This window comes from Pseudomonas sp. NY8896 (assembly GCF_039634505.1).
Window position 1 is genome coordinate 2,452,020 of sequence record NZ_CP132350.1, and the last position, 23,283, is coordinate 2,475,302.

A 23,283-nucleotide genomic window follows, 5' to 3' on the forward strand; every position below is an offset into this window, starting at 1 on the left:
GGTGGCCCCATCGGTCCCCCCGCATTGATTACCCGTTAACCTGGTCAGGCCCGGAAGGGAGCAGCCATAGCGGGAACATCGAGTGCCGGGGTGTGGCTGGTGGGGCCGCCTCCATTACGTAAGTCCTTAATTTTAAAGGACTTTCCTCGCTAAAGATCTCGAAGTGGACCAGTGCCGTAGTACACCTAAGTGGTGCACCGTGCTGAGCATTCTAGCTTCGTCATCTTGCCTCTCCAATACCCTTCTCTGGTTATGCCTATCCCGGCGCAATCCTGTCATCTGCTCATGCGGCTGTTTATCCCTGCCTCGCACTGTGATTTGCAATTGCCAGTACGGTGGCTGTGCTACTAGGATGTGGCATCTGAGCGAGGAGCTAGAGATGGAATTCGTAGAGCGACTGAACGCGTTATCAGCCAAAATCCGCCAGCAGGGTCCTGCTATCCAAACTGAAGAGGCAACCAAAATTGCCTTTGTCATGCCCTTCATCAACTCCGTTCTGGGCTACGACGTCTTTGACCCCTCGGAGGTGACCCCAGAGTACGTCTGCGACGTGGGGACGAAGAAGGGCGAGAAGATCGACTACGCCATAATGAAGAACGGCGAGATTCAGATCCTTATCGAGTGCAAGAAGATCGGCGAGCCGCTGCATATCAATCACGCGAGCCAACTCTTCCGGTATTTCCACGTTACCACAGCTCGTATCTCGATCCTTACCAACGGCCAGGTATATCGGTTCTTCACCGACCTTGATGCGCCTAACAAGATGGATGAAAAGCCATTCTTGGAGCTGGATCTTCTAGATATAGATGAACACGCTCTCCCTGAGCTGCAAAAGCTAACCAAGTCCGCATTTGATGTAGACTCGATTATCAGTGCCGCTGGTGAGCTGAAGTACGTTGGGCAGATTAAAAAAGAGATGGCTTCCCAATTCAGTCAGCCAAGCGATGACTTCGTTAAGTTCTTCGCTACTCGGGTCTACGATGGGATCATTACTCAGAAGGTTAGGGAGCAGTTTACGACCCTGACCCGTAAAGCTGCGATCCAGTTCTTGGGGGATCAGATCAATGACCGACTGAAGTCGGCCATGAGCGGTGCTGTCGAGCCTTCCTATGCGATGGAGGCGGTCGAAAGTAGTCAAGCTGTGGAGTCTACTGAAGGTGCCGCTGACGAGCAGATACAGACTACGTTGGAAGAGCTAGAAGGCTTTCATATGGTTAAGGCAATCGTGAGGGCGGTTGTTGATGCGAAGCGAATAGTCCATCGTGATACAAAGAGTTACTTTGGGATCTTGCTTGATGATAATAACCGCAAGCCAATTTGCCGCTTGCACTTTAATCGGAGTCAGAAGTACATTGGGCTATTTGATTCTGATAAGAATGAGACTCGACATCCTATCGCCTCTTTGGATGAGATATACGGCTTTGCAGAGCAGTTGAAGGGTACTATCTCCTTGTATGAGTGAGTTTGCTTACCGTATCCGTGTCGATGGTTATGACGGCCTAGACACGGTTAAGGTGGTGTCTGAAGTGGTAGGAATTTGCTTAGTGGTCCTACCTGCTCTGCTGTGATTTGTAGATTTAGGAGGGTTAGTGAAAGAGTGTGTGCTTTGTGATAGTCCTCTCTCGGAAACTAATGACTCCGAAGAGCACATTGTAATTAACGCTATTGGTGGGCGTTATAAAGTATCCGATGTGCTTTGTGTGAAGTGCAATAATGGTGCTGGGCAGGCTTGGGATAGTGCCTTGGCCAAGGATCTTCAGTCACTGGGGCTGTTGATTGGGGTTAAGAGGGAGCGTGGAGTATTGCCTTCTCTCGCGGTTGATAATCTCGATGGTGAGCAACTGTTGTTACATGCGGATGGTAGCATGAGCCCGGCTAGAGCTAGTTTTAGTCAAACTCCAGAAGGATCTGGAGCGATGAGGATTGAGCTCGTTGCTCGTAGCTCTGAAGAGGCACGTAAGATACTTAAGGGTGTTAAGCGAAAGTACCCTAACTTTGACTTGGAGTCGGCGATTGCCAGCTCTAGAGTGCAGTCAAGGTATTCAAGGAGCCCGCTGAATTTCTCCTTGGAGTTTGGTGGTCCTCTCTCAGGGCGCTCGCTCGTTAAATCTGTACTCTGCTTTGCTGCGGTTAACGGGGTTGGAGCCAGAGATTGTACTAATGCTAAGCAGTATTTGGCGGGGGACGGAGCAGAAGCATGCTTCGGGTACTGGTATGAGAGTGATTTAATTCTGCATAGGCCGGAAGGGGTTCCGCTTCACTGTGTGGCAGTGAGCAATCAAGGAACGGATGGCCAGTTGCTTGGATATATAGAGTTCTTCGGCGTGAGGCGCATGGTTGTATGCTTGGCTGAGAGCTATTCGGGGGCGCCTGTGCACGCTGGTTACTGCATTGATCCAAGAAGCTCCGAGAGAATAGATATAGAATTTGACCTGGCTCTTGGTAGGGCTGATATCCAGGCTTCGTACAACTATGAGCGCATTCCGGATGGTAGCATCGAGCGTGCGTTTGACCTTATCCTACGTCACGCGGTGAAGCGCTCAGCCGTAACGGCAAGAGATCAAGCTATTGATAGGGCAGTACAATATGCATTCAGCAATCTTGGAGTGGGTGAGGGCGCCATTCTTACTGAGCAGGATGTCGAAAAGCTTTCCAGCTTGCTCATGCATGAGCTGACACCTTACCTTATGCATGTTGTTGGGAATAGGCGGCGACAGGATGAGCGCTAATCTCAGTTTGGCAGTATGCGTTCTATTCTAAGGTGCTGGTTAGATTAGTGCCGGTATTCAATTTGAGCTATATGGTATCGGCAGTTATTCAATGCTGCCGATCAGTCTGGGTCGAGATTAGACCCGGTAGCTAATGGCAAGCGGGGCACACAAACCTCTCTCTGAAATATAGCATAACGCCATCATGATCGAAGCCGTTCTATCGCTGAGGTGATGGAATCAGCATTGGTGTCCAGTGTCTGAAGGGCCCCCATTACATTGTCGTGTATGTTAACGCTGCCCCTCTGCCTCACCCATGTACTCAGCTCTTCCACTGAAGCTCGGATGGCTATCTGGTTAAGATGAAGCCCCTCAAGGGCGTTCGCTATCGCAGCGGCCTTATCATCGTCCATACACCTCGCCCACCTAGTGATCGCAATTATCTGAGTAAAGCCAGATTATGCACTGGCCTTCATGGCACGTTGCACGGTGCTCAGGCTTACACCAAGGCTCTCAGCGGCCTTGCGGAACGATAGCCCGCCACGCACAGCGGATTGTATGGCTACGTCATCAACGGTCTTAATGCGGCCTTTGTAGGCACCTCTCTGTTTCGCCTTGGCGATGCCCTCTCGCTGACGCTCCTTGATCATAGCTCGCTCAAACTGAGCTACAGCTCCCATCATCGAGAGCATCAGGTGCTGGGTCGGGTTGTCTTCGCCAGTGAACTCCAACTGCTCTTTATTGAAGCATATATGGACGCCCCGCTTGGTTAGGTCTTCCACTAGCTTCAGTAGATCCGCCAGGGAGCGAGCAAGCCTGTCAATGCTGTGTACCAGAATGGTGTCGCCCTCGCGCACGTATTCCAGCATCGCCTGAAGCTGAGGTCGGTCAGTGGTAGCACCGCTCAGCTTCTCAGTGAAGATCTTGTCCAAGGCAACGCCGTCAAGCTGACGATCTACGTTCTGATCTACCGAACTAACGCGGATGTACCCAACACGTGCCATATCCATGCCTCTGTATTCATTTAGATCTAGATGCTGTGAGTGTGTCTGTATTCATGACTAAAATCAAGTCTAATGAATACGGTTTTTGGGCATGTTGTCGTTTTCAGAAGACGGCTGCACTGAACGTCAGAAGCCGACTGCACTATAGCAGCGGAGGGGTTGGATCCATCAGGCAACGACGGGCTGCTGCCGGCCATCAGCGGACGCAGGGAGGACTTTCCGCAACCGGCCGTTCGATGCGGCACCGATGGCCTTCGCGCAGGGGTAGTGAATCCGCCAGGATTGACTTGCGCTGCCCTACCTCTCACTAGTGAGGGGCGGCAGCGCATCAAGCGGTGAGCGCACTCCGGCACCGCCAACTTTCAGCACATGCGTGTAAATCATCGTCGTAGAGACGTCGGAATGGCCGAGCAGATCCTGCACGGTTCGAATGTCGTAACCGCTGCGGAGCAAGGCCGTCGCGAACGAGTGGCGGAGGGTGTGCGGTGTGGCGGGCTTCGTGATGCCTGCTTGTTCTACGGCACGTTTGAAGGCGCGCTGAAAGGTCTGGTCATACATGTGATGGCGACGCACGACACCGCTCCGTGGATCGGTCGAATGCGTGTGCTGCGCAAAAACCCAGAACCACGGCCAGGAATGCCCGGCGCGCGGATACTTCCGCTCAAGGGCGTCGGGAAGCGCAACGCCGCTGCGGCCCTCGGCCTGGTCCTTCAGCCACCATGCCCGTGCACGCGACAGCTGCTCGCGCAGGCTGGGTGCCAAGCTCTCGGGTAACATCAAGGCCCGATCCTTGGAGCCCTTGCCCTCCCGCACGATGATCGTGCCGTGATCGAAATCCAGATCCTTGACCCGCAGTTGCAAACCCTCACTGATCCGCATGCCCGTTCCATACAGAAGCTGGGCGAACAAACGATGCTCGCCTTCCAGAAAACCGAGGATGCGAACCACTTCATCCGGGGTCAGCACCACCGGCAAGCGCCGCGACGGCCGAGGTCTTCCGATCTCCTGAAGCCAGGGCAGATCCGTGCACAGCACCTTGCCGTAGAAGAACAGCAAGGCCGCCAATGCCTGACGATGCGTGGAGACCGAAACCTTGCGCTCGTTCGCCAGCCAGGACAGAAATGCCTCGACTTCGCTGCTGCCCAAGGTTGCCGGGTGACGCACACCGTGGAAACGGATGAAGGCACGAACCCAGTGGACATAAGCCTGTTCGGTTCGTAAACTGTAATGCAAGTAGCGTATGCGCTCACGCAACTGGTCCAGAACCTTGACCGAACGCAGCGGTGGTAACGGCGCAGTGGCGGTTTTCATGGCTTGTTATGACTGTTTTTTTGTACAGTCTATGCCTCGGGCATCCAAGCAGCAAGCGCGTTACGCCGTGGGTCGATGTTTGATGTTATGGAGCAGCAACGATGTTACGCAGCAGGGCAGTCGCCCTAAAACAAAGTTATGCCGCACTCACCCCCATGGAGTTTTGATGTTCAAACTTTTGAGTAAGTTATTGGTCTATTTGACCGCGTCTATCATGGCTATTGCGAGTCCGCTCGCTTTTTCCGTAGATTCTAGCGGTGAGTATCCGACAGTCAGCGAAATTCCGGTCGGGGAGGTCCGGCTTTACCAGATTGCCGATGGTGTTTGGTCGCATATCGCAACGCAGTCGTTTGATGGCGCAGTCTACCCGTCCAATGGTCTCATTGTCCGTGATGGTGATGAGTTGCTTTTGATTGATACAGCGTGGGGTGCGAAAAACACAGCGGCACTTCTCGCGGAGATTGAGAAGCAAATTGGACTTCCTGTAACGCGTGCAGTCTCCACGCACTTTCATGACGACCGCGTCGGCGGCGTTGATGTCCTTCGGGCGGCTGGGGTGGCAACGTACGCATCACCGTCGACACGCCGGCTAGCCGAGGTAGAGGGGAACGAGATTCCCACGCACTCTCTAGAAGGACTCTCATCGAGCGGGGACGCAGTGCGCTTCGGTCCAGTAGAACTCTTCTATCCTGGTGCTGCGCATTCGACCGACAACTTAGTTGTGTACGTCCCGTCTGCGAGTGTGCTCTATGGTGGTTGTGCGATTTATGAGTTGTCACGCACGTCTGCGGGGAACGTGGCCGATGCCGATCTGGCTGAATGGCCCACCTCCATTGAGCGGATTCAACAACACTACCCGGAAGCACAGTTCGTCATTCCGGGGCACGGCCTGCCGGGCGGTCTAGACTTGCTCAAGCACACAACGAATGTTGTAAAAGCGCACACAAATCGCTCAGTCGTTGAGTAGCAGGCAGATGCGGCATAACATGAAGTTGCAGCCGACCATCACTCCGCTGCGCTCCGTTCTGGCGGCTGAACTTCGGCGTTAGACATCATGAGGGTAGCGGTGACCATCGAAATTTCGAACCAACTATCAGAGGTGCTAAGCGTCATTGAGCGCCATCTGGAATCAACGTTGCTGGCCGTGCATTTGTACGGCTCCGCAGTGGATGGCGGCCTGAAGCCATACAGCGATATTGATTTGTTGGTTACTGTGGCCGTAAAGCTTGATGAAACGACGCGGCGAGCATTGCTCAATGACCTTATGGAGGCTTCGGCTTTCCCTGGCGAGAGCGAGACGCTCCGCGCTATAGAAGTCACCCTTGTCGTGCATGACGACATCATCCCGTGGCGTTATCCGGCTAAGCGCGAGCTGCAATTTGGAGAATGGCAGCGCAATGACATTCTTGCGGGTATCTTCGAGCCAGCCATGATCGACATTGATCTAGCTATCCTGCTTACAAAAGCAAGAGAACATAGCGTTGCCTTGGTAGGTCCGGCAGCGGAGGAATTCTTTGACCCGGTTCCTGAACAGGATCTATTCGAGGCGCTGAGGGAAACCTTGAAGCTATGGAACTCGCAGCCCGACTGGGCCGGCGATGAGCGAAATGTAGTGCTTACGTTGTCCCGCATTTGGTACAGCGCAATAACCGGCAAAATCGCGCCGAAGGATGTCGCTGCCGACTGGGCAATAAAACGCCTACCTGCCCAGTATCAGCCCGTCTTACTTGAAGCTAAGCAAGCTTATCTGGGACAAAAAGAAGATCACTTGGCCTCACGCGCAGATCACTTGGAAGAATTTATTCGCTTTGTGAAAGGCGAGATCATCAAGTCAGTTGGTAAATGATGTCTAAAACAAAGTTAGCCACCAAGAAGGTGCCATGAAAACATTTGCCGCATATGTAATTATCGCGTGTCTTTCGAGTACGGCATTAGCTGGTTCAATTACAGAAAATACGTCTTGGAACAAAGAGTTCTCTGCCGAAGCCGTCAATGGTGTCTTCGTGCTTTGTAAAAGTAGCAGTAAATCCTGCGCTACCAATGACTTAGCTCGTGCATCAAAGGAATATCTTCCAGCATCAACATTTAAGATCCCCAACGCAATTATCGGCCTAGAAACTGGTGTCATAAAGAATGAGCATCAGGTTTTCAAATGGGACGGAAAGCCAAGAGCCATGAAGCAATGGGAAAGAGACTTGACCTTAAGAGGGGCAATACAAGTTTCAGCTGTTCCCGTATTTCAACAAATCGCCAGAGAAGTTGGCGAAGTAAGAATGCAGAAATACCTTAAAAAATTTTCCTATGGCAACCAGAATATCAGTGGTGGCATTGACAAATTCTGGTTGGAAGGCCAGCTTAGAATTTCCGCAGTTAATCAAGTGGAGTTTCTAGAGTCTCTATATTTAAATAAATTGTCAGCATCTAAAGAAAACCAGCTAATAGTAAAAGAGGCTTTGGTAACGGAGGCGGCACCTGAATATCTAGTGCATTCAAAAACTGGTTTTTCTGGTGTGGGAACTGAGTCAAATCCTGGTGTCGCATGGTGGGTTGGGTGGGTTGAGAAGGAGACAGAGGTTTACTTTTTCGCCTTTAACATGGATATAGACAACGAAAGTAAGTTGCCGCTAAGAAAATCCATTCCCACCAAAATCATGGAAAGTGAGGGCATCATTGGTGGCTAAAACAAAGTTAGGCATCACAAAGTACAGCATCGTGACCAACAGCAACGATTCCGTCACACTGCGCCTCATGACTGAGCATGACCTTGCGATGCTCTATGAGTGGCTAAATCGATCTCATATCGTCGAGTGGTGGGGCGGAGAAGAAGCACGCCCGACACTTGCTGACGTACAGGAACAGTACTTGCCAAGCGTTTTAGCGCAAGAGTCCGTCACTCCATACATTGCAATGCTGAATGGAGAGCCGATTGGGTATGCCCAGTCGTACGTTGCTCTTGGAAGCGGGGACGGATGGTGGGAAGAAGAAACCGATCCAGGAGTACGCGGAATAGACCAGTTACTGGCGAATGCATCACAACTGGGCAAAGGCTTGGGAACCAAGCTGGTTCGAGCTCTGGTTGAGTTGCTGTTCAATGATCCCGAGGTCACCAAGATCCAAACGGACCCGTCGCCGAGCAACTTGCGAGCGATCCGATGCTACGAGAAAGCGGGGTTTGAGAGGCAAGGTACCGTAACCACCCCAGATGGTCCAGCCGTGTACATGGTTCAAACACGCCAGGCATTCGAGCGAACACGCAGTGATGCCTAACCCTTCCATCGAGGGGGACGTCCAAGGGCTGGCGCCCTTGGCCGCCCCTCATGTCAAACGTTGAACGACAGCTTTCCCAAAAGCTCTACGGCTGCTCTGGGTCGACACCGGTAATCGGATCGTTGCCGCACTGAACAGCGCCCCGTTCCAGGTCGCCTCCATTTATGCGGCTGAACCGAGGGAGAGCAGCTTTACGCCGTCTGGCCGCAGTTCGCCCTTGGGCGACACGTGCCGGTAGAGCGTCTGCCGGGTAATCCCGAGTTCTTCGCAGAGATCGCCCACCTTGGTTTCCGGTTGCCCCATGCTGGCCATCGCCAGGCGTAGCTTGGCGGCGGTCATCTTGAAGGGGCGCCCCCCTTTCCTGCCGCGAGCGCGCGCCGAGATAAGTCCAGCGACTGTTCGCTCGGAAATCAACTCACGCTCGAACTCGGCCAGCGCGGCAAAAATACCGAACACAAGCTTGCCGGCGGCAGTCGTCGTGTCGACCGCCGCACCGTGACCGGTCAGGACCTTCAGGCCCACGCTACGCGCAGTTAGGTCGTGCACGGTGTTGATCAGGTGGCGCAGATCACGGCCAAGCCGATCGAGCTTCCACACGATCAGCGTGTCCCCTTCACGAAGCGCCTTCAGGCAAGCAGCCAACCCTGGGCGATCATCGCGCCTGCCCGAGGCCAGATCCTCGTAAAGGTGCGCAAGGCTCACACCAGCGGCGATGAGCGCATCGCGTTGCAAATTGGTGGACTGGGATCCGTCCGCCTTCGATACCCGCATGTAGCCGATCAGCACCTTTTCACCCGTCACGTATACGTTCGATTATGTGACAGTGTGAGCCAGAAAGTTCTCGCCGTCAAAAACTGTCACTTAACCCGTCATTTAGTCTAAGACCTGCAAACGGCCATTCAGGCTCGTAATGTGACAAAAACTCCGGCGGGATGCCCTCCTTGGTGAACGTGGCGCGCAAACGTTCCAGGGATTCGGGGTCGCGTCGCCCGTAGGACGCCAGTGTGAACAGCAAGCGGGCCGTCTCCGGGTTGTGTCGCGCTTCAATGATGGCCTCATCGATGGCCTGGGCTGCTCGTTGCCAGTGGTTGATGGGTTCCGGCTTCGGCACCTTCGCCGGCAGGCCGTTGGTGAAACCAGTGTGCGGCTCCGTCTGAAACAGCGCGGCCTGTTCCCCGCGCGGGATCAGCGCCTTTGACTCGATCAGCGTGATGGCGGTGGCCGCCGCCTCCAGCATCTGCCACTGCACCGCCGGGGCCAGAATCTCGTAGGGACGCCACAGACTCTGCCCGGCGCGCAGCGGATGGCCGCAGCGCTCCCAGACATGGCGGATGCTCGCCGAGCAACTGCCGCAGTGCGAGAGCGGCGTGTTCAGCTCATCAAGCAGGGTGCGCAGCAGCCGGAACCACAAGCCGGCGTGGACACGCCGACGCGGCAGCTCCACAAAACCCGTCGTCAGCGCCTGCCAGGTGCGCCGGTCCATGCAGGCGATTGCGTCATCGGCAGGGCGCGGCGCAGCATCGGCGATTTCCCACTGAAGATACCGGCCGTGCATGCCCCAGTAGGACTCCAGCCAGCAGCCATGCTGCGGGCAGCTCAGCATCAAGGGGAGCTGCCAGACGAGTAGCACAGCTTGATTCGTTGGATCGTTCAGACACTGCGGACACGCCCGGCGAATCGTCTGGCTCGGTAGCCAGGCACGCCAGCGAGTGATGGACCGCACCTTGCGGGTGCGCTTGGGCAGGAGCACCGCGCATTGGAATGTATAGGTTTCCAAGGCTGCTGGTACCGAATCGTCGAGACTGTCGAGCAGCCACGGCACCCAGCCTGCAAGACTCATGCTGCGCAACCGCTCCAGCTCGACGCCACTGCGCTGGCAGAGCGCCGTCAGCAACGACAAGGATGGTGCGGTATCCAGGTCATCAAGTTGGCTGTGACCAAGATCGTGGGCCAGCAGCTCGTGCACGTCCATCTGGTAGCAGGCGGCGACCCGGTTGAGCCATGAGGACAGGGCTTCGCCTTCCTTGGGTGCCGGATGCAGCGGCCAGCGCGGCGCGGACTTCACATCAGTTCCCGCTCGAACTGTCGCCGCCGCTCACTGGGGCCGATGTAGTCGGCCATGCTGAGCGTGCGGTGGTTGATCGCTTCCTCGCCACTCTCCACGGCGGCGACGGCCGCCGCCACCAGCAGATGTGCAAGCTCGCCGATGGTGCCTTCGCTCCGGGTGAGCAGGTAGCGGGCCATGTCCAGCGTGGCAATCGGGGATGGCCGCCGTAGCGGGAGTGACGCCGCGAAGCTGGCCAGCAGCGAGCAGCAGTCCTCATTGGCCTCCCACGGCGGCAGCAGCATCGGCTCGAAGCGGTTTTCCAACTGATCGTCCGAACGGATGGCCAGGTACGCCTCGCGCGTGCCGACCCCGACCAGGGGGATACGCAGCTCGTTGCCGAGGAAGCGCAGCAGGTTGAGGAACTCGCGCCGGTTAACGCTGTTGCCAGCCAGTACATTGTGCAGTTCGTCGATCACCAGCATGCGCACGCCGACCTTGCGCAGCAGGGCCAGCGCCAGTTGCTCCATTTCCGGCAGCCGTGGGCGCGGGCGCAGCGGCGCGCCCATCGCAGCCAGCAGCGCGACATAGAAGCGGATCACCGATGGCTCTGACGGCATCTGCACGACCAGCACCGGGATATGTTCTTGGTCAGCGTCGGTGCCGACCGGGTGCGCCCGCCGGAATTTCTCGACGATCATCGACTTGCCGTTGTTGGTGGGGCCGACCAGCAGCAGGTTTGGCATGCGTTGCTTGTTCGGCCACGCATACAGAGTTTCCAGCCGGTTCAGCGCCTCGACCGCGCGCGGGTAGCCGATCCAGCGGTCGGCGCGAATGCGCTGGATGCGCTCGTCTGCCGGCAGCCTGGCCAAACCCTGTGCCGCTGGCAGCAGGTGGGACAGGTCAATGACGGGATATTCGTCCACGGCTACCACTCCTCGATCTGATCGAACGGTTTGGCCGGCGGCAGGTTGTCTGCCTGCGGGTCAGCCATGTCCACATCCGGCGGTATGGGCTTGGCCGGTGGCTCCGACGTCTTGAGGTGCTGGCGGCGATCAGCGTCGCGCCGCGCCTTGCGCGTGGCCTTCTGGGCGGTGGTCACGATCTCGCGCATCTGCCCGATCATGCGGAACAGCGCCGACTCGTCCACCTGCTCGCGCCCGAGCTGACGCAATTTGGCCAGCGCCTGGCGTTGTTCCCAGAGGGTGACGGCCGGATGGGACAAGGTGCGGTAGTGGATCTCCAGATAGTGCTGACCTTCCGGTTCCAGTACCCAGATGCGGCTGATGTCGCGCGGATCGCGCCGGATCAGGAAGGCGGGCAAGCGCTCGCGCCGGGCAATCCACGGCTTGAGGGCGTCGGCGTAGTAGTGGATGTGGTCGATGACAAAGCCGGTGCGGGTCAGGGTGCGGCGGATCACCGGCAGGAAATCGACCAAAAACGCGGTGGGGCGGGTAACGACGGCCGGGACGCCAACGCGCTCCACGGCCTCGGCCCAGCGCGCGGCCGGCGGCTGGAGCAGGCCGTTGTGCACGGAGCCGTGATAGGTGCCTACCGCCAACGCGAGCCAGCGCTCCAGCTCGCGCAGCGTCAGGGTGGCCATCTTCTCGGAATCGTACTCGCCGCGCTGGCCGGGATTGGAGAAGGTCGTCCCCGGTAATTCGTCGTGGATCATCTGCATCGCCGTGCCGATGATCCGTTCCACGATGCCGCCGTAGTGCGGCTGGCCTGGTGGGCGATAGTCCAGCCGGATGCCATGCTGTTCGCAGCCACGGCGCAGCGCTTCGCTTTTGAACTCGGCCGCGTTGTCCAGATAGAGCAGCCTGGGCTTGCCGCTCATCGGCCAGTCCATTTCCACATTCAGCCCTTCCAGCCAGGGCCGCTTGTCGCAGGCGGCATGCGCGAGGCATAGGCCGACCGAGACGGCGGACGGCGCTTCCAGCGTGACCACCATGCCGAGTACGCAGCGCGTGAACACGTCGATGGCGAGGGTCAAATATGGGCGGCCAATCGGTTGCCGGTCGCGCTCGTCGACCACGATCAGGTCGATGACGGTGTGGTCGATCTGCACCTGTTCCAGCGGCATGGTGACTTCGGGCGGAATGCCACCCGCGCCTTGCAAGGGACGGGCAGCGTCCTGCCCGCCCCGGCTGCGGGCTATTTTCGCCGGGTGTAGTCCGGCAATCCGCTGGGCCACGGTGTTGCGCGCCGGCACCGGCAGCTTCTGGGTTTTGCACGCCTGCGCGACTTCGCGGTGGAACGCCGCCAGGCTGCGTTTCTGCTTGGTCAGGAAGCGCTTTTGCAGCAGCTCGCGGATGATGCGCTCGACCGGTTCCGGCAAGCGCCCCTTGCCTTTGCCGCCGCCGGATCGGCCGGGCGTCAGGTCTGTTACCAGGCCAGTACCCTGCCGGGCGCGACGGATCAGGACATATACCTGTCGCCGGGACAGGCCCAGCGCTTGGGCTGCCTCATCGGCGGCTTCATGCCCGACCACCTCAAGCGCTGCCAGTGGCCCGATGATTTCCGTCCGGTGCCGGGCTTGCGCCCATGCCTCGTCGGGCAGGGTGGCCACGCCTTGCGCGGCAATCGGTGGAGTGTCTGATGTCATGCCCAAACCTCGCTTTGGTGCACACGAGTATTGAGCATAGTCGAGATTGGTGCAGACGACTCCTGATATTGGGCTGTCAGGAGCCGTATGCACACCAGGCGTTACATCCAGTCAGATGGTGCGGTCGTCTTCTGAAAACGACACATGTGCTGTATTCATGAACTTGTGATCGCTGAAGTAGAGTCCAATGACTACAAAGCTAGGTTAGGTCTGCTCCTCCTGTGGGGCTTAGCGAGGTCCGACCCGCAGGCGGCTGTCTGGTAACCCCGATTCGGCGGGATATCGGGGAGAACACCTCGCAGCCTCAGCGCGGATCTTGTATAAAACTAAAACCATTGGCGAACTGCCATCTTGCTTGAATCCCATGGTGGGGGAGTTTAATGCTTCGATTACTGCTAACTGGCTTTATCATGACGTCACTCCTTGCCGGCTGTCAGAGTCAGAATTACTTGATTATGTGCAAGCCCCAATACAGTGATAGAGCTTGCGATCTCAGCGACCTAGACGCGAGGGGCTGTTCATCAGCGAAAGCGACGGTTAGGACTTGCTCGTCTTTTGTAGACAGCGAAGTCCGCAGACAGCTAGCGATGAAGCGAGGTCAGACAAATGCGCCAGTGTCTTACCGCAATCCTTCGTCAGAAGTAGTGAGGTTGGGAAGCTACGCTAGCGGGGGAGGTATGCTGTTTGTTTACCTAGATTCAGCCACGCCTCAGGCCTACAGCCAGTCAGCGTATGACGCTAAGCCTTTGGTCAATTCCAGGGTGTCGCTGCTGCAATTAGCTACGAGCCGCTACGTTAATGAGGTCGTCAATGGCAACCCAAATACATCTGAAAGCGAGGTGCGTACCGCCATTGCATCTCTGCGATCATTGGAGGCGCCGTTGAGGAAAATGATTGATGATGGCAAGCACATGCTAGGCTTCTACTCTTCTCAGCCTTCGGTGGATTATGAGGCCATGGCTCATGAGGTTGTTCGCACAACTAATGATCGAGATCCATACCTTCGTGCCGGTGCTGAGTTGGCGATTGCTGAGAGCAAGCGTTATGAGTTGAATAGTCCGAAGGTTCGAGTAAAAGAGGCAGTTGAGAACTTTGAAGCCCTTCATGCTCTTGCTACCGCTCAATACTCTGAGCAATTCGCTGAGCTTAAGAAGAAGGCTAGTGTTCAGGCTCGTGTTGCAGTTAAAGCTGCTGAGCACAGGAGGGCTCAGCAGAGAGCCTATGAGCGGGAGCAGCGGCAGGGAGGGGGCTTCGAGGGTGGCGGGGGCTGTTCATGTGCGGGCGGTAATGTGTGCTACGGGCCTAGAGGTGGTCGATACTGCATAACCTCTGGCGGCAATAAACGATACGGTATTTAGCGTTGCAACTCTCTGGAAAGTTTAAAATGAGCTACAAGGAGGCATTCATACTACTGGTCAGGGATCATTGGGAGGGAGGCTTACGCTTCTGCGCCATGAGCTAAATTCAGTATTGGGGCAGGCTAGCGTTCTGTCCCAAAGTTTAAATCCTGTCTGCCGTGGTCGCCTTGATTGTCGGCCCTTGTGTGCAAGCGGCATGGAATAAGCTACCGAATTCACTCAGCTTTACTGCCCAGGCTGGTTGTCCATTTAATACACTGAAGCATAAAGCGAGTGCGTGTTGTTGCTCATTAGTATACTCAATCAGTCCGAGTGTCTGTAGGTGTTGTATGTAAAGCTGCAAGTAAGCTGGCTGCGAAAGAATCTCAGGAGCTATGAAGCGATCCCAGTCTAACTCTCCTGGTTCAAGTGAGTTGGCGGTTAGATGCGCTTTTATGTCGCGCGAGTGTTCGGTCCATGATAGCGGTTCCTTGCCGATGTAAATTCTAGCTAAGGGTCCGGCTATATGATTGAGCAGGATTGCTTCGTCCGGACTAAGCTGCGATATCAACCCAGTGAATGCAGGGTGAGCTTGACCGCAGCGGCGCTTGTCAAATGCACATGCAAGAAGCTCTAAGTACATCTCTGTTAACAAAGAGTCTTCTTCCTGAAAGCGCAGCCTCTCAGATACCTGTAAGACCAGTGACTCTACAGGCTTGACTCTCTCCTGTTCCGGAACGCGCTGTAGTGCCTGGCTTAGGTAATTCTCAAGTCGCTTTTGATAATGTGAAGCAAGCTGTACTGGAAATAGTGCAAGTCGAACCATGCGGATAGCATCCGCCCCTAGCTTACCAACTTCCTGAAGTAGCGGCGAAGCTGCATCTTGATAGGTGCTCTGCAAGGCTGGTGTTAGATCCAGCTTAACTTCTACATCTGGTAATAGGGCCATGTAAAACTCTCGTTTAGGTCTGGGTGCGATAACGTAGTATGGAGCGGTCAGAGAGAGATTACCATAGCATTCAAAGAGTGCATGAACGCACTTGACTCTTTGCAGAGTTTGTCTTGCTCTCATAAGTGTCAGAGATTAGCGTCTTCATCATTGGCAGGCTGAAACCTTCTACCTGACATCTCCGTTAGAGCCCCGATTGCCGGTTGGATCTCGTAGCTTGAGTCCAGAAGCCTCTTGGATAGCTGCATTACCCGTACAGCCTGATCGGGGTGCCCGGTCTCCCTAAGCAAGAGCGCTAGGGCATGAAGGGCCTCGCACATGGCCATTTGATTACCCCAGAGGCGTGTTACCACTGTGGTGATGCACACTTCTTCTTCTGACATGGCGCTTGCCTCCCTGCTCTCCGATCATTGCAGCAGCCCAGCTACCCTGCTGACTGCATAGATAGTGCCCTCTAGGATCCTTCGCTGGGCCAGTGGAATGCTGAGCAACATCTAATTCCATGCTGGCTATAAGGTTAATGCCTCAGAAGGGCTGTCTGCTTGACTCCGCTCGTATCAATCCCAGCATTCATAGGGGGTAGAGGTAAGGCTAGCTGTCAGAGACGCACGCATAGGGCTAGTTGGCGATTAGCAACCTATTAGATAAAGCGTTGGCGTGTAGTGGCTTGGGAGCTCACATGCCTTCGAAGAGAGCAGAGATGCTGACGCCCAGGGCATCGGCCAGCACCTTGATCGCGTTAATGGAGGGGTTTGCGCCCCCTGTCTCGATGCGAGACATATACGTCCTGGCGAAGCCACACCGATCAGCAAATGCTTCCTGACTCATGCCCATAGACACACGCAGCTCCCTGACTCGGGTGCCGAACTGGTGCTGAAGCGCTGGAGACGGAGGGGGTGCAGGCATTCCCCAATGGTCCAGAGATGTGATCTAATCGGACACACACTAATCGTGACATCGAGATGCTGATCGACCTCAGCCTCTGAGGATTGGTGTCAAGGGTGAAGGCTAGACCTATGTCTCTCTGCCAAGGTAGGCACGAGCTGGCTTGGTTGTTAGCTTTGCCCTGTAGCTCGCGTGAGGCGTGAGCTGTAAGTCCCCTGGTAAGTCAATCAGTAAGAAACCCAGTAAGACCGTAAGACGTAAGGCCACAGACCGAACCTACCTCTCGCTGGAGAATACTGATGAGTGACCAACACGTTCCAACCCGCGCCGCCTCTGATGGTGATCAGGACAAGCTGTACGTTAACCAAACCACTTTTGCGGAACTGGGCAACCTAAGCCTAGTAAATCCTCAAAATGTGTCGGTCATGCTGACTCTGATGTCTGTTGTTGGCAGTAATGGCATTGTACAGATCCCACAGGCAGCACTGGCAGACCATTGTAAGATCACGTTAAAGGAACTCGGGAAAGCAATTGCTGACCTTACTGCGTTAGGAGCGATTAGCTCTGTAGAGCTTAGCCCTGAGCGAGGTGGTTTGTTCACTTGTGTGGTAAGCCCGGAGCTCGTAACGACAGAGAAGCCTGAGTAATACGTGTAAACTCTGGTCATCTTATGTTGGTCTGTCTTGGCTGTTCTTCATGTTGAAGCATGGCAGCCAGGGCAGATCATACCAACTCCATCGGCTGGTTACCTGGCTGATTATCGTCAGTACCCTCTGCCCAGCTTCAGACCAAATTCTGTTTAAGCAAGGGTAGGGCGGATGCGTAGCAGAGATATACATCTATGCCCACTCGGGCAGTGAACACTTTCAGAACCTAAAGGATATTGTTATGGCAAGGACCTTCCGCAACCCTGCGAATGGACACGTTGAAGAAGTGAGCGGGGAAGCTGCTGGACTGGTAATACTGCTTGGTCCCATCTACCTTGCATTTAAGGGCCTCTGGGGGCACTTCTTCCTATGGCTGCTTGTGGTGGGAGGCTTCTCGTTAGCAACTGGAGGGTATGGAATCGTCTTTGCTCTACCTATCGCAACCATCGCTTATGCAGCAACCATAAACAAGATGATTGTAAACTCCTACCTCCGCAGGGGTTGGCAAGAAGTACACGTAGAAGCAGATCAGACTACAGGCCAGGCAGTTGTAACTATCAGCGGCCAGAGAGATTGCCCCTATTGTGCGGAGCTGATCAAGGCCCAAGCCAAGAAGTGTAAGCATTGTGGTTCAGAGGTAGAGCCTCTGGCTCAAGGGGATTCAAATACTGTTAGTAAAGAGCAATGGTTTGTAACCTTGCCCTTCGCTTCTAATAAGGAGTGCAGAGAGATAACTGATAAGGTTCGAAGCAGTGGTTATGAAGTGCCATCAGAGACTTCTAAGTATATACGGGTAGGCCCTTATACTACTGAAGCCCTGGCTTCTAATGCTCTTCACTCGCTTGCAGGTGATCTTGGCCTTCAAGGTGGCGCCTTAGAGAGTGCTTCAGCTCTGTAGTTTGCTAGGGAGTGGGGCAGAGCACAAGCCCCACAAAGCTATATGGGATTACTGCTGCTTTATATGTGGTGACGTAGCCGTCACGGCGGATTACTTTGAGTGAAAGCCAGAAGAAGAGCAGGGTGGTGCTGCTCCACTCCACCCCTGATTGAAGAGTTAACCTGCGCCTGTAGGCTTGGTTCCTTTAGTGGGCAGGGGAGCAACAGCCCAATATACCTTTGGTTCAGCTCTCTCACTAACCTGTGACGCACCGTCACGTGCTAATACACCTATGCCGCTGGGCATAATTAGGATCAAGAGCTAAAGCGAAGAGGGGCAGCACAGCCCCTTCCTCTCCTTCTGGTGATAGAGTTGATATCTTGCCTCACGGCATGTTTGTAGCTGGGGGCAGGGCGGAAAGCCCCCGGAGCTTTTGATCTTAACCTTGCAGATATACGGTGACGGCCCGTCACGCAGTAATAACTTTTAAAGGAGTAGAGCAAGATCAAGAGCAAGGGGCTTGCTTGCCCCCCTTCTCTGCTGCATAGAGGTGTTAATCGTGCTTCAGGCACGGTCTGTCCTGCCATGGCGTAGACGCCATGATGTAATTTATTAATGGTCAAATTCTGTCGTGTCTGGAATTGCCGTGTCATATAGTATGGTAGGCGCGGTTTACGACTTCCAGACAAATAGGAATGGATCTCGACTCTAGAAGCTTCGGGTTGGAGAAACTAGATCCATTCCTGGGCCTCAACGAAGTCAAGGAAGTGATCACGTCCAGACGGCTCAGGATAGTAGTCTGGTTTCTCAATCTCACCGTGCCACGAGAATTCCACGTCAGGGTTGCCTTCAAGCTCACCTACTAACTTTGTTGATCTATTCAATAGTTTTTGGATGGGCTCCTTGCCGTAATCAGGCACCGCCAGCTTCCAGAGAAATCGTAATGTTGCGTAACGTTGCTTGATGCGAGCTACCACTCCGTCATCGCTGTCATCCCCTTGTCTGCTTCCATGAACTGCCATGTATTCGGCTACATACTCTTCAATCCGGCTATTAAGGTCCGATGCGGCACTGACCATAAAGTTAAAGCTTGCGCGGGGAGAGCATTCATCAATCCAGTCTGCTATGAAGATTACGTTGCTGCCTTCCTCGAGTGCCCGCTCTCGTGCTTTCGCTTTAATGCGTTTGATGGTGTCTTGAGTGTAATTGCTCTCGTAGTAGCCATTTGAGCAGTCCCACGTGCTACGGTATTCCTGGTGTAGGATGTCGCGTAGTTCGTAGTCCCTAATGCCGTTGGTGCGGCAAGCCAGCGGATACACTCTTTCGAAGGTTCTATCAAACGGTTTGAGTATCTTTGGTGCTCTTTGCAATGTCTTCTTAGGCTTCACAATTCCCTTCGTTAATGCCTTGATTCGTCGCTCGGGTACGCCTGTCTCATCTTTGATCTTGTCGTAAGCCATTCCTTCATTGCGAAGTTCGATAACTCGGTGCTCGGCGGGAGTTGTTGGAGTCGTGTTAATTGTACTCATGGTTCTTCCTTGATTTAATTGTGTGCAGGTGCAAACCTCCGATCTTCCTGGCGGCATAGGAAACGATTGGCCTAATAGCAGGCAGCACGAAACCCGCTCTGCTCAGTGGCCTATTGGCTTGAACAAGCGAGATAGTGATCTAGTAGGGGAGGTGTTGCGGATGTCAGTGGCTCTGACAGGGTGGGGATGATACAGATTTGTTTTGGTAAGTCAAGCGATAAGTTGGTTGCTAAGTTTAGGGCGCCTACCGTGATGTATATTGCAGCATGGATCATGCTGCAACTAAGCAAGCTATGTAAGCCTGGTTGTAAGTTCGCTATGGGGCTGTGATGCTATTTGCGTGGCTGCCAATCATTTCGTTGCTGAAGCCCAGGCGGTGCAGGGGTCATTCACGCCCCTGAACGGTTTGGCGACTTGCGCTTCCAGTCGCGCTATCGGTCGGTGACGCTGGCTCGCAGTGGAGCACTACAGCCGGTCGCCTCCTTCGTTCATATCCCTACCAATCTTGGAGTGTCCCGCATGTCGTTCGTGTGGAGCTTGCCAGCTACCTCTGCAATCTCAGGGCTACTCATGGCCAACGACGTATCTGGACACCCTGCGTTGTAGGTTGCCCAGAACAGTCATCGCTTGATGCTTGGCCTCACGTCGTAGTATCGACTACCAACGAGGTCTGCAAGCCGTTGCTGTCATCGGTATTGTAAGCAGCGCCTCCAGCATCGCCTTCAGAGGCGTACGGCTGCCATAGACACTGAACGTAACGGCTGCATCCTCGTGGCCAGCAATACGCTTGATCAGGGAGTCCTGCACCCCGGCGTCACGTAAGTCGTCAATGAGCGTATGGCGGAAGCTGTGAAAGGTCTTGCGGGGATCGGTGATACCTAGCTTTGTCTTATATCGACCGAACCACTTCGATGGGGCATGGCCCAGCTTCCCTCGAACGGCTTCCAACTCAGGGAATACTCGATCAGCGCCGCTAGCTTTGACTGATTCAACGTACTGAAGCAATCCCATGTCTAAAAGGGCTGAGTGCAGAGGTAGCAAGCGACGACTGCTGGCGTTTTTCAGGTTCTGCCCTTCACGGCTGTCATCAATGCGGATGCACTGAATCCCCTGTTGCTCAGTGAAATCATCAACCCGCAATTGGCACAGCTCTTCCAGTCGCGCCCCAGTAACTCGTCCCATTAGAGGCAACCAGTAACGCCACGGGTGCTTGCGTGCTTCCTTCCATAGCGCCTCATGGCTCAGCAGTGCAGTCAGATCATGGCGGTCAAATGACAGGCGTGCTTCCTTTGCTGAGCCCGTCATGACCTTCATCCCAGCCAAAGGGTTCTCAGCGACATACCCGTTGGCCTTGCACCAGTTCAGGAAGGCAGTGAGCTTGCGTAGCCGGTTGTTCACCGTCACGGCGGTGATGGTCTTGTAGGTGCTGCCCGACTCGACCACCTGCCTCAGCGTTTTGCCCTTGAACTCTGGGCGTAAGCCAAAGTACTGGGGGCAGCGGCTGAGTCGCTCTTTCAATAAGCGTGCTTGATGGGCATCAAAGGCTGCCGCTGGCATGTCACCCATCAGCTCGAAAAGGTCAGCTAGGGCGCGTTCTACATCGTCGATACTGCCTTGCCGCCATGTGCCACCGCGTTTGCCTTCTGCAATATAAAGCTTGGAAAGGGTTGCCAGGGCAGGGCTGCTACTTGTTTGCTTCGCTGTGGGGCCCGAAGCGTGCTGTAGAGCAGTGTGAATGACTGGCATGGGGGACGAGTCACGCAACTGCATGCAGAGCTCACGGAGCATCTCAGGGGGCGTCAGGGGGTGTTCGCATAGGTGCTTGCTCACTTGCTCCACTAACGATGTTGCGAGAAACAGAGCAACCTGCCGCTCTCGTACTCGCAGGGAAATCCGAAGGGTATGGCGGTTGGGGAACAGATGCTTCGGTAGTCGAAGGTTGAGGTAGTAAACGGACTGGCGGCGGACGATGTAGGCCATGAATGAACACCAGAGTGGACCAGTAAAGTGGACCAATTGAGTGGAACAATTCTGGTCACACCCCGAGTCTTGAGTGCCCGTGCTGACTAGCTGCACGAGTAGATGGCATGCTACCTCATCAGCCTGAAACCCTTGCCCCATAAGGCCCGCATTGATTATCGAGCATGCTTGCATGCTACCTGGTCAGGCCCGGAAGGGAGCAGCCATAGCGGGAACATCGAGTGCCGGGGTGTGGCTGGTGGGGCCGCCTCCATTTCTGGGGGTGAAAAACCTCAATTTGCCGCGAACGCCTTCGTTCTTCCCTGCTTCATTCCCAATGCTCCCGTAGCCGACAGTTTCATCAGCCGCTGAAATTTCGGGCATGCCAGATGATCTTCCTCCGGGCACTGCGCGGCATGCCGCAATCCTTTGCTCATGGCCTGCAGCCGCCTGATCCGCGCATCAATTTCGTCTGCCTTGGCCAGCAGCATCTGCCGGTCGACCTGCAAGTCCACCAGCATGACGCCTACTTCATCCAGCGAAAATCCCGCCGCTTGCCCTAGGGCGATCAGTGCCAGCCTGTCTGCCACGTCGGCAGCAAACTGCCGCCGCTGGCTGCGCCCGGCCAGGGACTTGAGCAAACCTTTCTTCTCGTAGTAACGCAGTGTCGATGCAGGTACGCCTGTGCGTTTGGCAACGTCGGCAATGTCCATTTTTGGCCCTTGACTTGAAGTTGACTTCAACTTCTATGCTGCGCGGCATGGTGATGACCGTCAATCTTCGAGGGCTTGTTCAATGACGTTTACTGCGATGTTTCTAGCTGCCTTGCCGATTGGCATCGGTGCCACCATCGTGATGGACCTGTGGGGGTTGCTGCTGAGGCGGCTGGGTGTCGCCACATTGAACTTCGCCATGGTCGGGCGTTGGGCGGGGCATCTGTTTGACGGCCGTGTGTCGCACCAGGCGATTGCCAAAGCAGAGCCGGTGCGCAATGAGCTGGTGTGGGGGTGGGTGATTCATTATGCGATCGGCGTGCTGTTCGCGATGCTGCTGGTTGTGATCGTAGGGGAGAGCTGGTTGCTGGCGCCTACTTTGCTCCCTGCGGTAGTTGTTGGCGTAGGCACGGTCGTGGCGCCGCTGTGCTTCATGCAGCCGGTGATGGGGGCGGGTTTCTTCGCGTCCAGAACGCCGACGCCTGCGCGCAACTGCTTGAAGAGCTTGGCTACGCATTTTGTGTTTGGAGTGGGGTTGTTCTTGAGTGCGGGTTTGCTGGCTTTGGTGTGAGTGTGATCAATTTGGTCGGAGCCACCTTGCAAGCTCGCTCCTACATCTTCCCGGGCCAGTATCGCCTGCGCCTTCACACCTGTCAGCACAACCGAGATCAAGGGTGGGGCGCCGGAGCATCCCAAGGCCCCATCCCGCCATAGCGCTGCAAAATCCGCTCGATCTCCCCCGACTGCTTCATCCTTACCAACGCCCGCAACAACCCTTGTGTCGGCACTGCGGGATCATTGCGCACCATGCACCCGAGGTCCTGCTCTTCCAGCACCGCCAATCCCTGCAATCGTTGGTCGGCTGGCAAACCCTGGTTGAACCACTGCAACGACAGTTGGTTGCTCACCGCATGCCGATAGCGCCCAGCCTGCAGCTTCTGCAGCACCAGCAACTGGCTGCGGCTGTCTTCGCGGTGCAGTCGGCCTTGATCCAGCAGAGGTTGCAAGGTCGAGTAGGTGTAACCCAGCACCGTGCCGATAGCCTGGGCAGGCAATTGCTCCGCGGGCATCGGGGAGCTATCGCCAACGCGCCCCACCAGCAGGTCGCGCTGGTGAATCAGCGGGATGCTCCAGACAAAATCCCCTGGGCGATCATTGAACCACTGGGTGCTGACATAGCAGCGCACATCGATATCACCGCTGTTCATGGCCTCCTGCAGGCGCAGGCGAGCCATCACGTGGTATTGGGGGCGTACGCCCACTTCCTTGGCCAGCGCCTCTATCAGGTCGTACACCAGGCCTTCCACGGGCTGGTCAGCTTCGATGCGCACCAGCGGCATGCTCCAGCTCTCCGCGACAGAGAAGCGCAGCACCGGCTGTTCAGCCAGGCAGTGGGCAGACCAGAGCAGCAGAAGGGCCAGCAATATTGGCAAAGGCGTATCCTC

At 55.5% G+C, this 23,283-nt stretch carries 23 protein-coding genes and 1 other RNA gene; 11 read left to right on the forward strand and 13 right to left on the reverse strand.

The genetic code is table 11. From position 1 onward, the window contains the following. The first annotated feature begins 8 nt into the window (after positions 1-8). The 3 genes from ffs to Q9451_RS11035 all read left to right on the forward strand — a co-directional run bounded on the left by ffs (position 9) and on the right by Q9451_RS11035 (position 2,729). An RNA gene (ffs, locus tag Q9451_RS11025) (signal recognition particle sRNA small type) lies at positions 9-105 on the forward strand. A gap of 274 nt (positions 106-379) precedes the next feature. Beyond that, positions 380-1,462 carry a type I restriction endonuclease gene (locus tag Q9451_RS11030; RefSeq protein WP_054881419.1) on the forward strand — a complete coding sequence of 361 codons (1,083 nt, stop codon included), beginning with the start codon at positions 380-382 and terminating at the stop codon, positions 1,460-1,462. 280 nt (positions 1,463-1,742) lie between these two features. Beyond that, a complete protein-coding gene (locus Q9451_RS11035; protein ID WP_345960917.1) occupies positions 1,743-2,729 on the forward strand; it encodes a hypothetical protein in 987 nt (328 codons plus the stop codon). A gap of 182 nt (positions 2,730-2,911) precedes the next feature. On the opposite strand, the gene Q9451_RS11040 is transcribed toward Q9451_RS11035, so the two are convergent. The 3 genes from Q9451_RS11040 to intI1 form a co-directional block, all read right to left on the reverse strand. Further along, complete coding sequence (locus Q9451_RS11040) at positions 2,912-3,121, reverse strand: hypothetical protein (RefSeq protein ID WP_225521637.1); 210 nt, start codon at positions 3,119-3,121, stop codon at positions 2,912-2,914. A gap of 45 nt (positions 3,122-3,166) precedes the next feature. Continuing rightward, positions 3,167-3,718 carry a recombinase family protein gene (locus Q9451_RS11045; RefSeq protein ID WP_345960918.1) on the reverse strand — a complete coding sequence of 184 codons (552 nt, stop codon included), beginning with the start codon at positions 3,716-3,718 and terminating at the stop codon, positions 3,167-3,169. Between the two features lie 291 nt (positions 3,719-4,009). After that, positions 4,010-5,023: a class 1 integron integrase IntI1 gene (gene intI1, locus Q9451_RS11050; RefSeq protein WP_000845048.1), complete on the reverse strand. Its 1,014-nt coding sequence runs from the start codon at positions 5,021-5,023 to the stop codon at positions 4,010-4,012. 166 nt (positions 5,024-5,189) lie between these two features. On the opposite strand from intI1, the gene Q9451_RS11055 reads away from it, so the two are divergent. From Q9451_RS11055 to Q9451_RS11070, 4 genes are all read left to right on the forward strand, one after another. Continuing rightward, entirely contained in the window at positions 5,190-5,990 is an 801-nt protein-coding gene (locus Q9451_RS11055; protein WP_003108247.1) for a subclass B1 metallo-beta-lactamase VIM-2, read from the forward strand. Positions 5,991-6,077: 87 nt separating this feature from the next. Continuing rightward, on the forward strand, positions 6,078-6,869 hold the full coding sequence (locus tag Q9451_RS11060; protein WP_001261740.1) for an ANT(3'')-Ia family aminoglycoside nucleotidyltransferase AadA2: 792 nt from the start codon (positions 6,078-6,080) through the stop codon (positions 6,867-6,869). A gap of 34 nt (positions 6,870-6,903) precedes the next feature. Next, a complete protein-coding gene (locus tag Q9451_RS11065; RefSeq protein ID WP_000846390.1) occupies positions 6,904-7,704 on the forward strand; it encodes an oxacillin-hydrolyzing class D beta-lactamase OXA-10 in 801 nt (266 codons plus the stop codon). Between the two features lie 31 nt (positions 7,705-7,735). Continuing rightward, positions 7,736-8,290: an aminoglycoside N-acetyltransferase AAC(6')-Ib3 gene (locus Q9451_RS11070; protein ID WP_032488579.1), complete on the forward strand. Its 555-nt coding sequence runs from the start codon at positions 7,736-7,738 to the stop codon at positions 8,288-8,290. 162 nt (positions 8,291-8,452) lie between these two features. Here the strand turns inward: Q9451_RS11070 and Q9451_RS11075 are convergent, their stop codons facing one another. The 4 genes from Q9451_RS11075 to Q9451_RS11090 all read right to left on the reverse strand — a co-directional run bounded on the left by Q9451_RS11075 (position 8,453) and on the right by Q9451_RS11090 (position 12,942). Continuing rightward, the gene (locus tag Q9451_RS11075) at positions 8,453-9,076 is read right to left on the reverse strand and encodes a recombinase family protein (protein ID WP_003155741.1); all 624 of its coding nucleotides are present in this window, start codon (positions 9,074-9,076) and stop codon (positions 8,453-8,455) included. Between the two features lie 61 nt (positions 9,077-9,137). Continuing rightward, the gene (locus Q9451_RS11080; RefSeq protein ID WP_054471483.1) at positions 9,138-10,355 is read right to left on the reverse strand and encodes a TniQ family protein; all 1,218 of its coding nucleotides are present in this window, start codon (positions 10,353-10,355) and stop codon (positions 9,138-9,140) included. Continuing rightward, complete coding sequence (locus Q9451_RS11085; RefSeq protein WP_003465065.1) at positions 10,352-11,260, reverse strand: TniB family NTP-binding protein; 909 nt, start codon at positions 11,258-11,260, stop codon at positions 10,352-10,354. Before Q9451_RS11085 ends, Q9451_RS11080 begins: the two co-directional genes overlap by 4 nt. Positions 11,261-11,262: 2 nt before the next feature. Beyond that, complete coding sequence (locus Q9451_RS11090; protein WP_003465068.1) at positions 11,263-12,942, reverse strand: DDE-type integrase/transposase/recombinase; 1,680 nt, start codon at positions 12,940-12,942, stop codon at positions 11,263-11,265. A gap of 677 nt (positions 12,943-13,619) precedes the next feature. Between Q9451_RS11090 and Q9451_RS11095 the strand changes: the two genes are divergently transcribed. Next, positions 13,620-14,300, forward strand: a complete 681-nt coding sequence (locus tag Q9451_RS11095; RefSeq protein ID WP_345960919.1) for a hypothetical protein — start codon at positions 13,620-13,622, stop codon at positions 14,298-14,300. Between the two features lie 142 nt (positions 14,301-14,442). Here Q9451_RS11095 and Q9451_RS11100 read toward each other — a convergent pair whose 3' ends face one another. Continuing rightward, positions 14,443-15,228 carry an Abi-alpha family protein gene (locus Q9451_RS11100; protein ID WP_345960920.1) on the reverse strand — a complete coding sequence of 262 codons (786 nt, stop codon included), beginning with the start codon at positions 15,226-15,228 and terminating at the stop codon, positions 14,443-14,445. Positions 15,229-15,903: 675 nt separating this feature from the next. Further along, positions 15,904-16,134 (reverse strand): helix-turn-helix transcriptional regulator, encoded by a 231-nt coding sequence (locus Q9451_RS11105; RefSeq protein WP_054881425.1) that lies wholly within the window; start codon positions 16,132-16,134, stop codon positions 15,904-15,906. A gap of 278 nt (positions 16,135-16,412) precedes the next feature. Between Q9451_RS11105 and Q9451_RS11110 the strand changes: the two genes are divergently transcribed. Both Q9451_RS11110 and Q9451_RS11115 read left to right on the forward strand, forming a co-directional pair. Further along, positions 16,413-16,760 (forward strand): hypothetical protein, encoded by a 348-nt coding sequence (locus tag Q9451_RS11110; RefSeq protein ID WP_060489390.1) that lies wholly within the window; start codon positions 16,413-16,415, stop codon positions 16,758-16,760. A 241-nt stretch (positions 16,761-17,001) separates the two neighbouring features. Continuing rightward, positions 17,002-17,658, forward strand: a complete 657-nt coding sequence (locus Q9451_RS11115) for a zinc ribbon domain-containing protein (RefSeq protein ID WP_060489392.1) — start codon at positions 17,002-17,004, stop codon at positions 17,656-17,658. Positions 17,659-18,368: 710 nt separating this feature from the next. Here the strand turns inward: Q9451_RS11115 and Q9451_RS11120 are convergent. The 3 genes from Q9451_RS11120 to Q9451_RS11130 form a co-directional block, all read right to left on the reverse strand. Continuing rightward, positions 18,369-19,166: a hypothetical protein gene (locus tag Q9451_RS11120; RefSeq protein ID WP_054881966.1), complete on the reverse strand. Its 798-nt coding sequence runs from the start codon at positions 19,164-19,166 to the stop codon at positions 18,369-18,371. Positions 19,167-19,823: 657 nt separating this feature from the next. Further along, positions 19,824-21,146 (reverse strand): site-specific integrase, encoded by a 1,323-nt coding sequence (locus Q9451_RS11125; RefSeq protein ID WP_060489393.1) that lies wholly within the window; start codon positions 21,144-21,146, stop codon positions 19,824-19,826. Between the two features lie 272 nt (positions 21,147-21,418). Continuing rightward, complete coding sequence (locus Q9451_RS11130; RefSeq protein WP_012273421.1) at positions 21,419-21,838, reverse strand: helix-turn-helix domain-containing protein; 420 nt, start codon at positions 21,836-21,838, stop codon at positions 21,419-21,421. An 82-nt stretch (positions 21,839-21,920) separates the two neighbouring features. Here Q9451_RS11130 and Q9451_RS11135 point away from each other — a divergent pair, with 82 nt between their 5' ends. Then, positions 21,921-22,409: a DUF2938 domain-containing protein gene (locus tag Q9451_RS11135; RefSeq protein ID WP_012273420.1), complete on the forward strand. Its 489-nt coding sequence runs from the start codon at positions 21,921-21,923 to the stop codon at positions 22,407-22,409. A 97-nt stretch (positions 22,410-22,506) separates the two neighbouring features. On the opposite strand, the gene Q9451_RS11140 is transcribed toward Q9451_RS11135, so the two are convergent. Continuing rightward, positions 22,507-23,271, reverse strand: a complete 765-nt coding sequence (locus tag Q9451_RS11140) for a transporter substrate-binding domain-containing protein (RefSeq protein ID WP_012273419.1) — start codon at positions 23,269-23,271, stop codon at positions 22,507-22,509. Positions 23,272-23,283: the final 12 nt, after the last annotated feature.

What these genes read in the sequence shown, in the direction of transcription:
- Q9451_RS11030 (WP_054881419.1), top strand. Translation starts at nt 380, where the DNA reads ATGGAATTCGTAGAGCGACTGAACGCGTTATCAGCCAAAATCCGCCAG.
- Q9451_RS11040 (WP_225521637.1), bottom strand. Translation starts at nt 3,121, where the DNA reads ATGGACGATGATAAGGCCGCTGCGATAGCGAACGCCCTTGAGGGGCTT.
- Q9451_RS11045 (WP_345960918.1), bottom strand. Translation starts at nt 3,718, where the DNA reads ATGGATATGGCACGTGTTGGGTACATCCGCGTTAGTTCGGTAGATCAG.
- intI1 (WP_000845048.1), bottom strand. Translation starts at nt 5,023, where the DNA reads ATGAAAACCGCCACTGCGCCGTTACCACCGCTGCGTTCGGTCAAGGTT.
- Q9451_RS11055 (WP_003108247.1), top strand. Translation starts at nt 5,190, where the DNA reads ATGTTCAAACTTTTGAGTAAGTTATTGGTCTATTTGACCGCGTCTATC.
- Q9451_RS11060 (WP_001261740.1), top strand. Translation starts at nt 6,078, where the DNA reads ATGAGGGTAGCGGTGACCATCGAAATTTCGAACCAACTATCAGAGGTG.
- Q9451_RS11065 (WP_000846390.1), top strand. Translation starts at nt 6,904, where the DNA reads ATGAAAACATTTGCCGCATATGTAATTATCGCGTGTCTTTCGAGTACG.
- Q9451_RS11090 (WP_003465068.1), bottom strand. Translation starts at nt 12,942, where the DNA reads ATGACATCAGACACTCCACCGATTGCCGCGCAAGGCGTGGCCACCCTG.
- Q9451_RS11095 (WP_345960919.1), top strand. Translation starts at nt 13,620, where the DNA reads ATGCTGTTTGTTTACCTAGATTCAGCCACGCCTCAGGCCTACAGCCAG.
- Q9451_RS11100 (WP_345960920.1), bottom strand. Translation starts at nt 15,228, where the DNA reads ATGGCCCTATTACCAGATGTAGAAGTTAAGCTGGATCTAACACCAGCC.
- Q9451_RS11105 (WP_054881425.1), bottom strand. Translation starts at nt 16,134, where the DNA reads ATGCCTGCACCCCCTCCGTCTCCAGCGCTTCAGCACCAGTTCGGCACC.
- Q9451_RS11110 (WP_060489390.1), top strand. Translation starts at nt 16,413, where the DNA reads ATGAGTGACCAACACGTTCCAACCCGCGCCGCCTCTGATGGTGATCAG.
- Q9451_RS11115 (WP_060489392.1), top strand. Translation starts at nt 17,002, where the DNA reads ATGGCAAGGACCTTCCGCAACCCTGCGAATGGACACGTTGAAGAAGTG.
- Q9451_RS11120 (WP_054881966.1), bottom strand. Translation starts at nt 19,166, where the DNA reads ATGAGTACAATTAACACGACTCCAACAACTCCCGCCGAGCACCGAGTT.
- Q9451_RS11125 (WP_060489393.1), bottom strand. Translation starts at nt 21,146, where the DNA reads ATGGCCTACATCGTCCGCCGCCAGTCCGTTTACTACCTCAACCTTCGA.
- Q9451_RS11130 (WP_012273421.1), bottom strand. Translation starts at nt 21,838, where the DNA reads ATGGACATTGCCGACGTTGCCAAACGCACAGGCGTACCTGCATCGACA.
- Q9451_RS11135 (WP_012273420.1), top strand. Translation starts at nt 21,921, where the DNA reads ATGACGTTTACTGCGATGTTTCTAGCTGCCTTGCCGATTGGCATCGGT.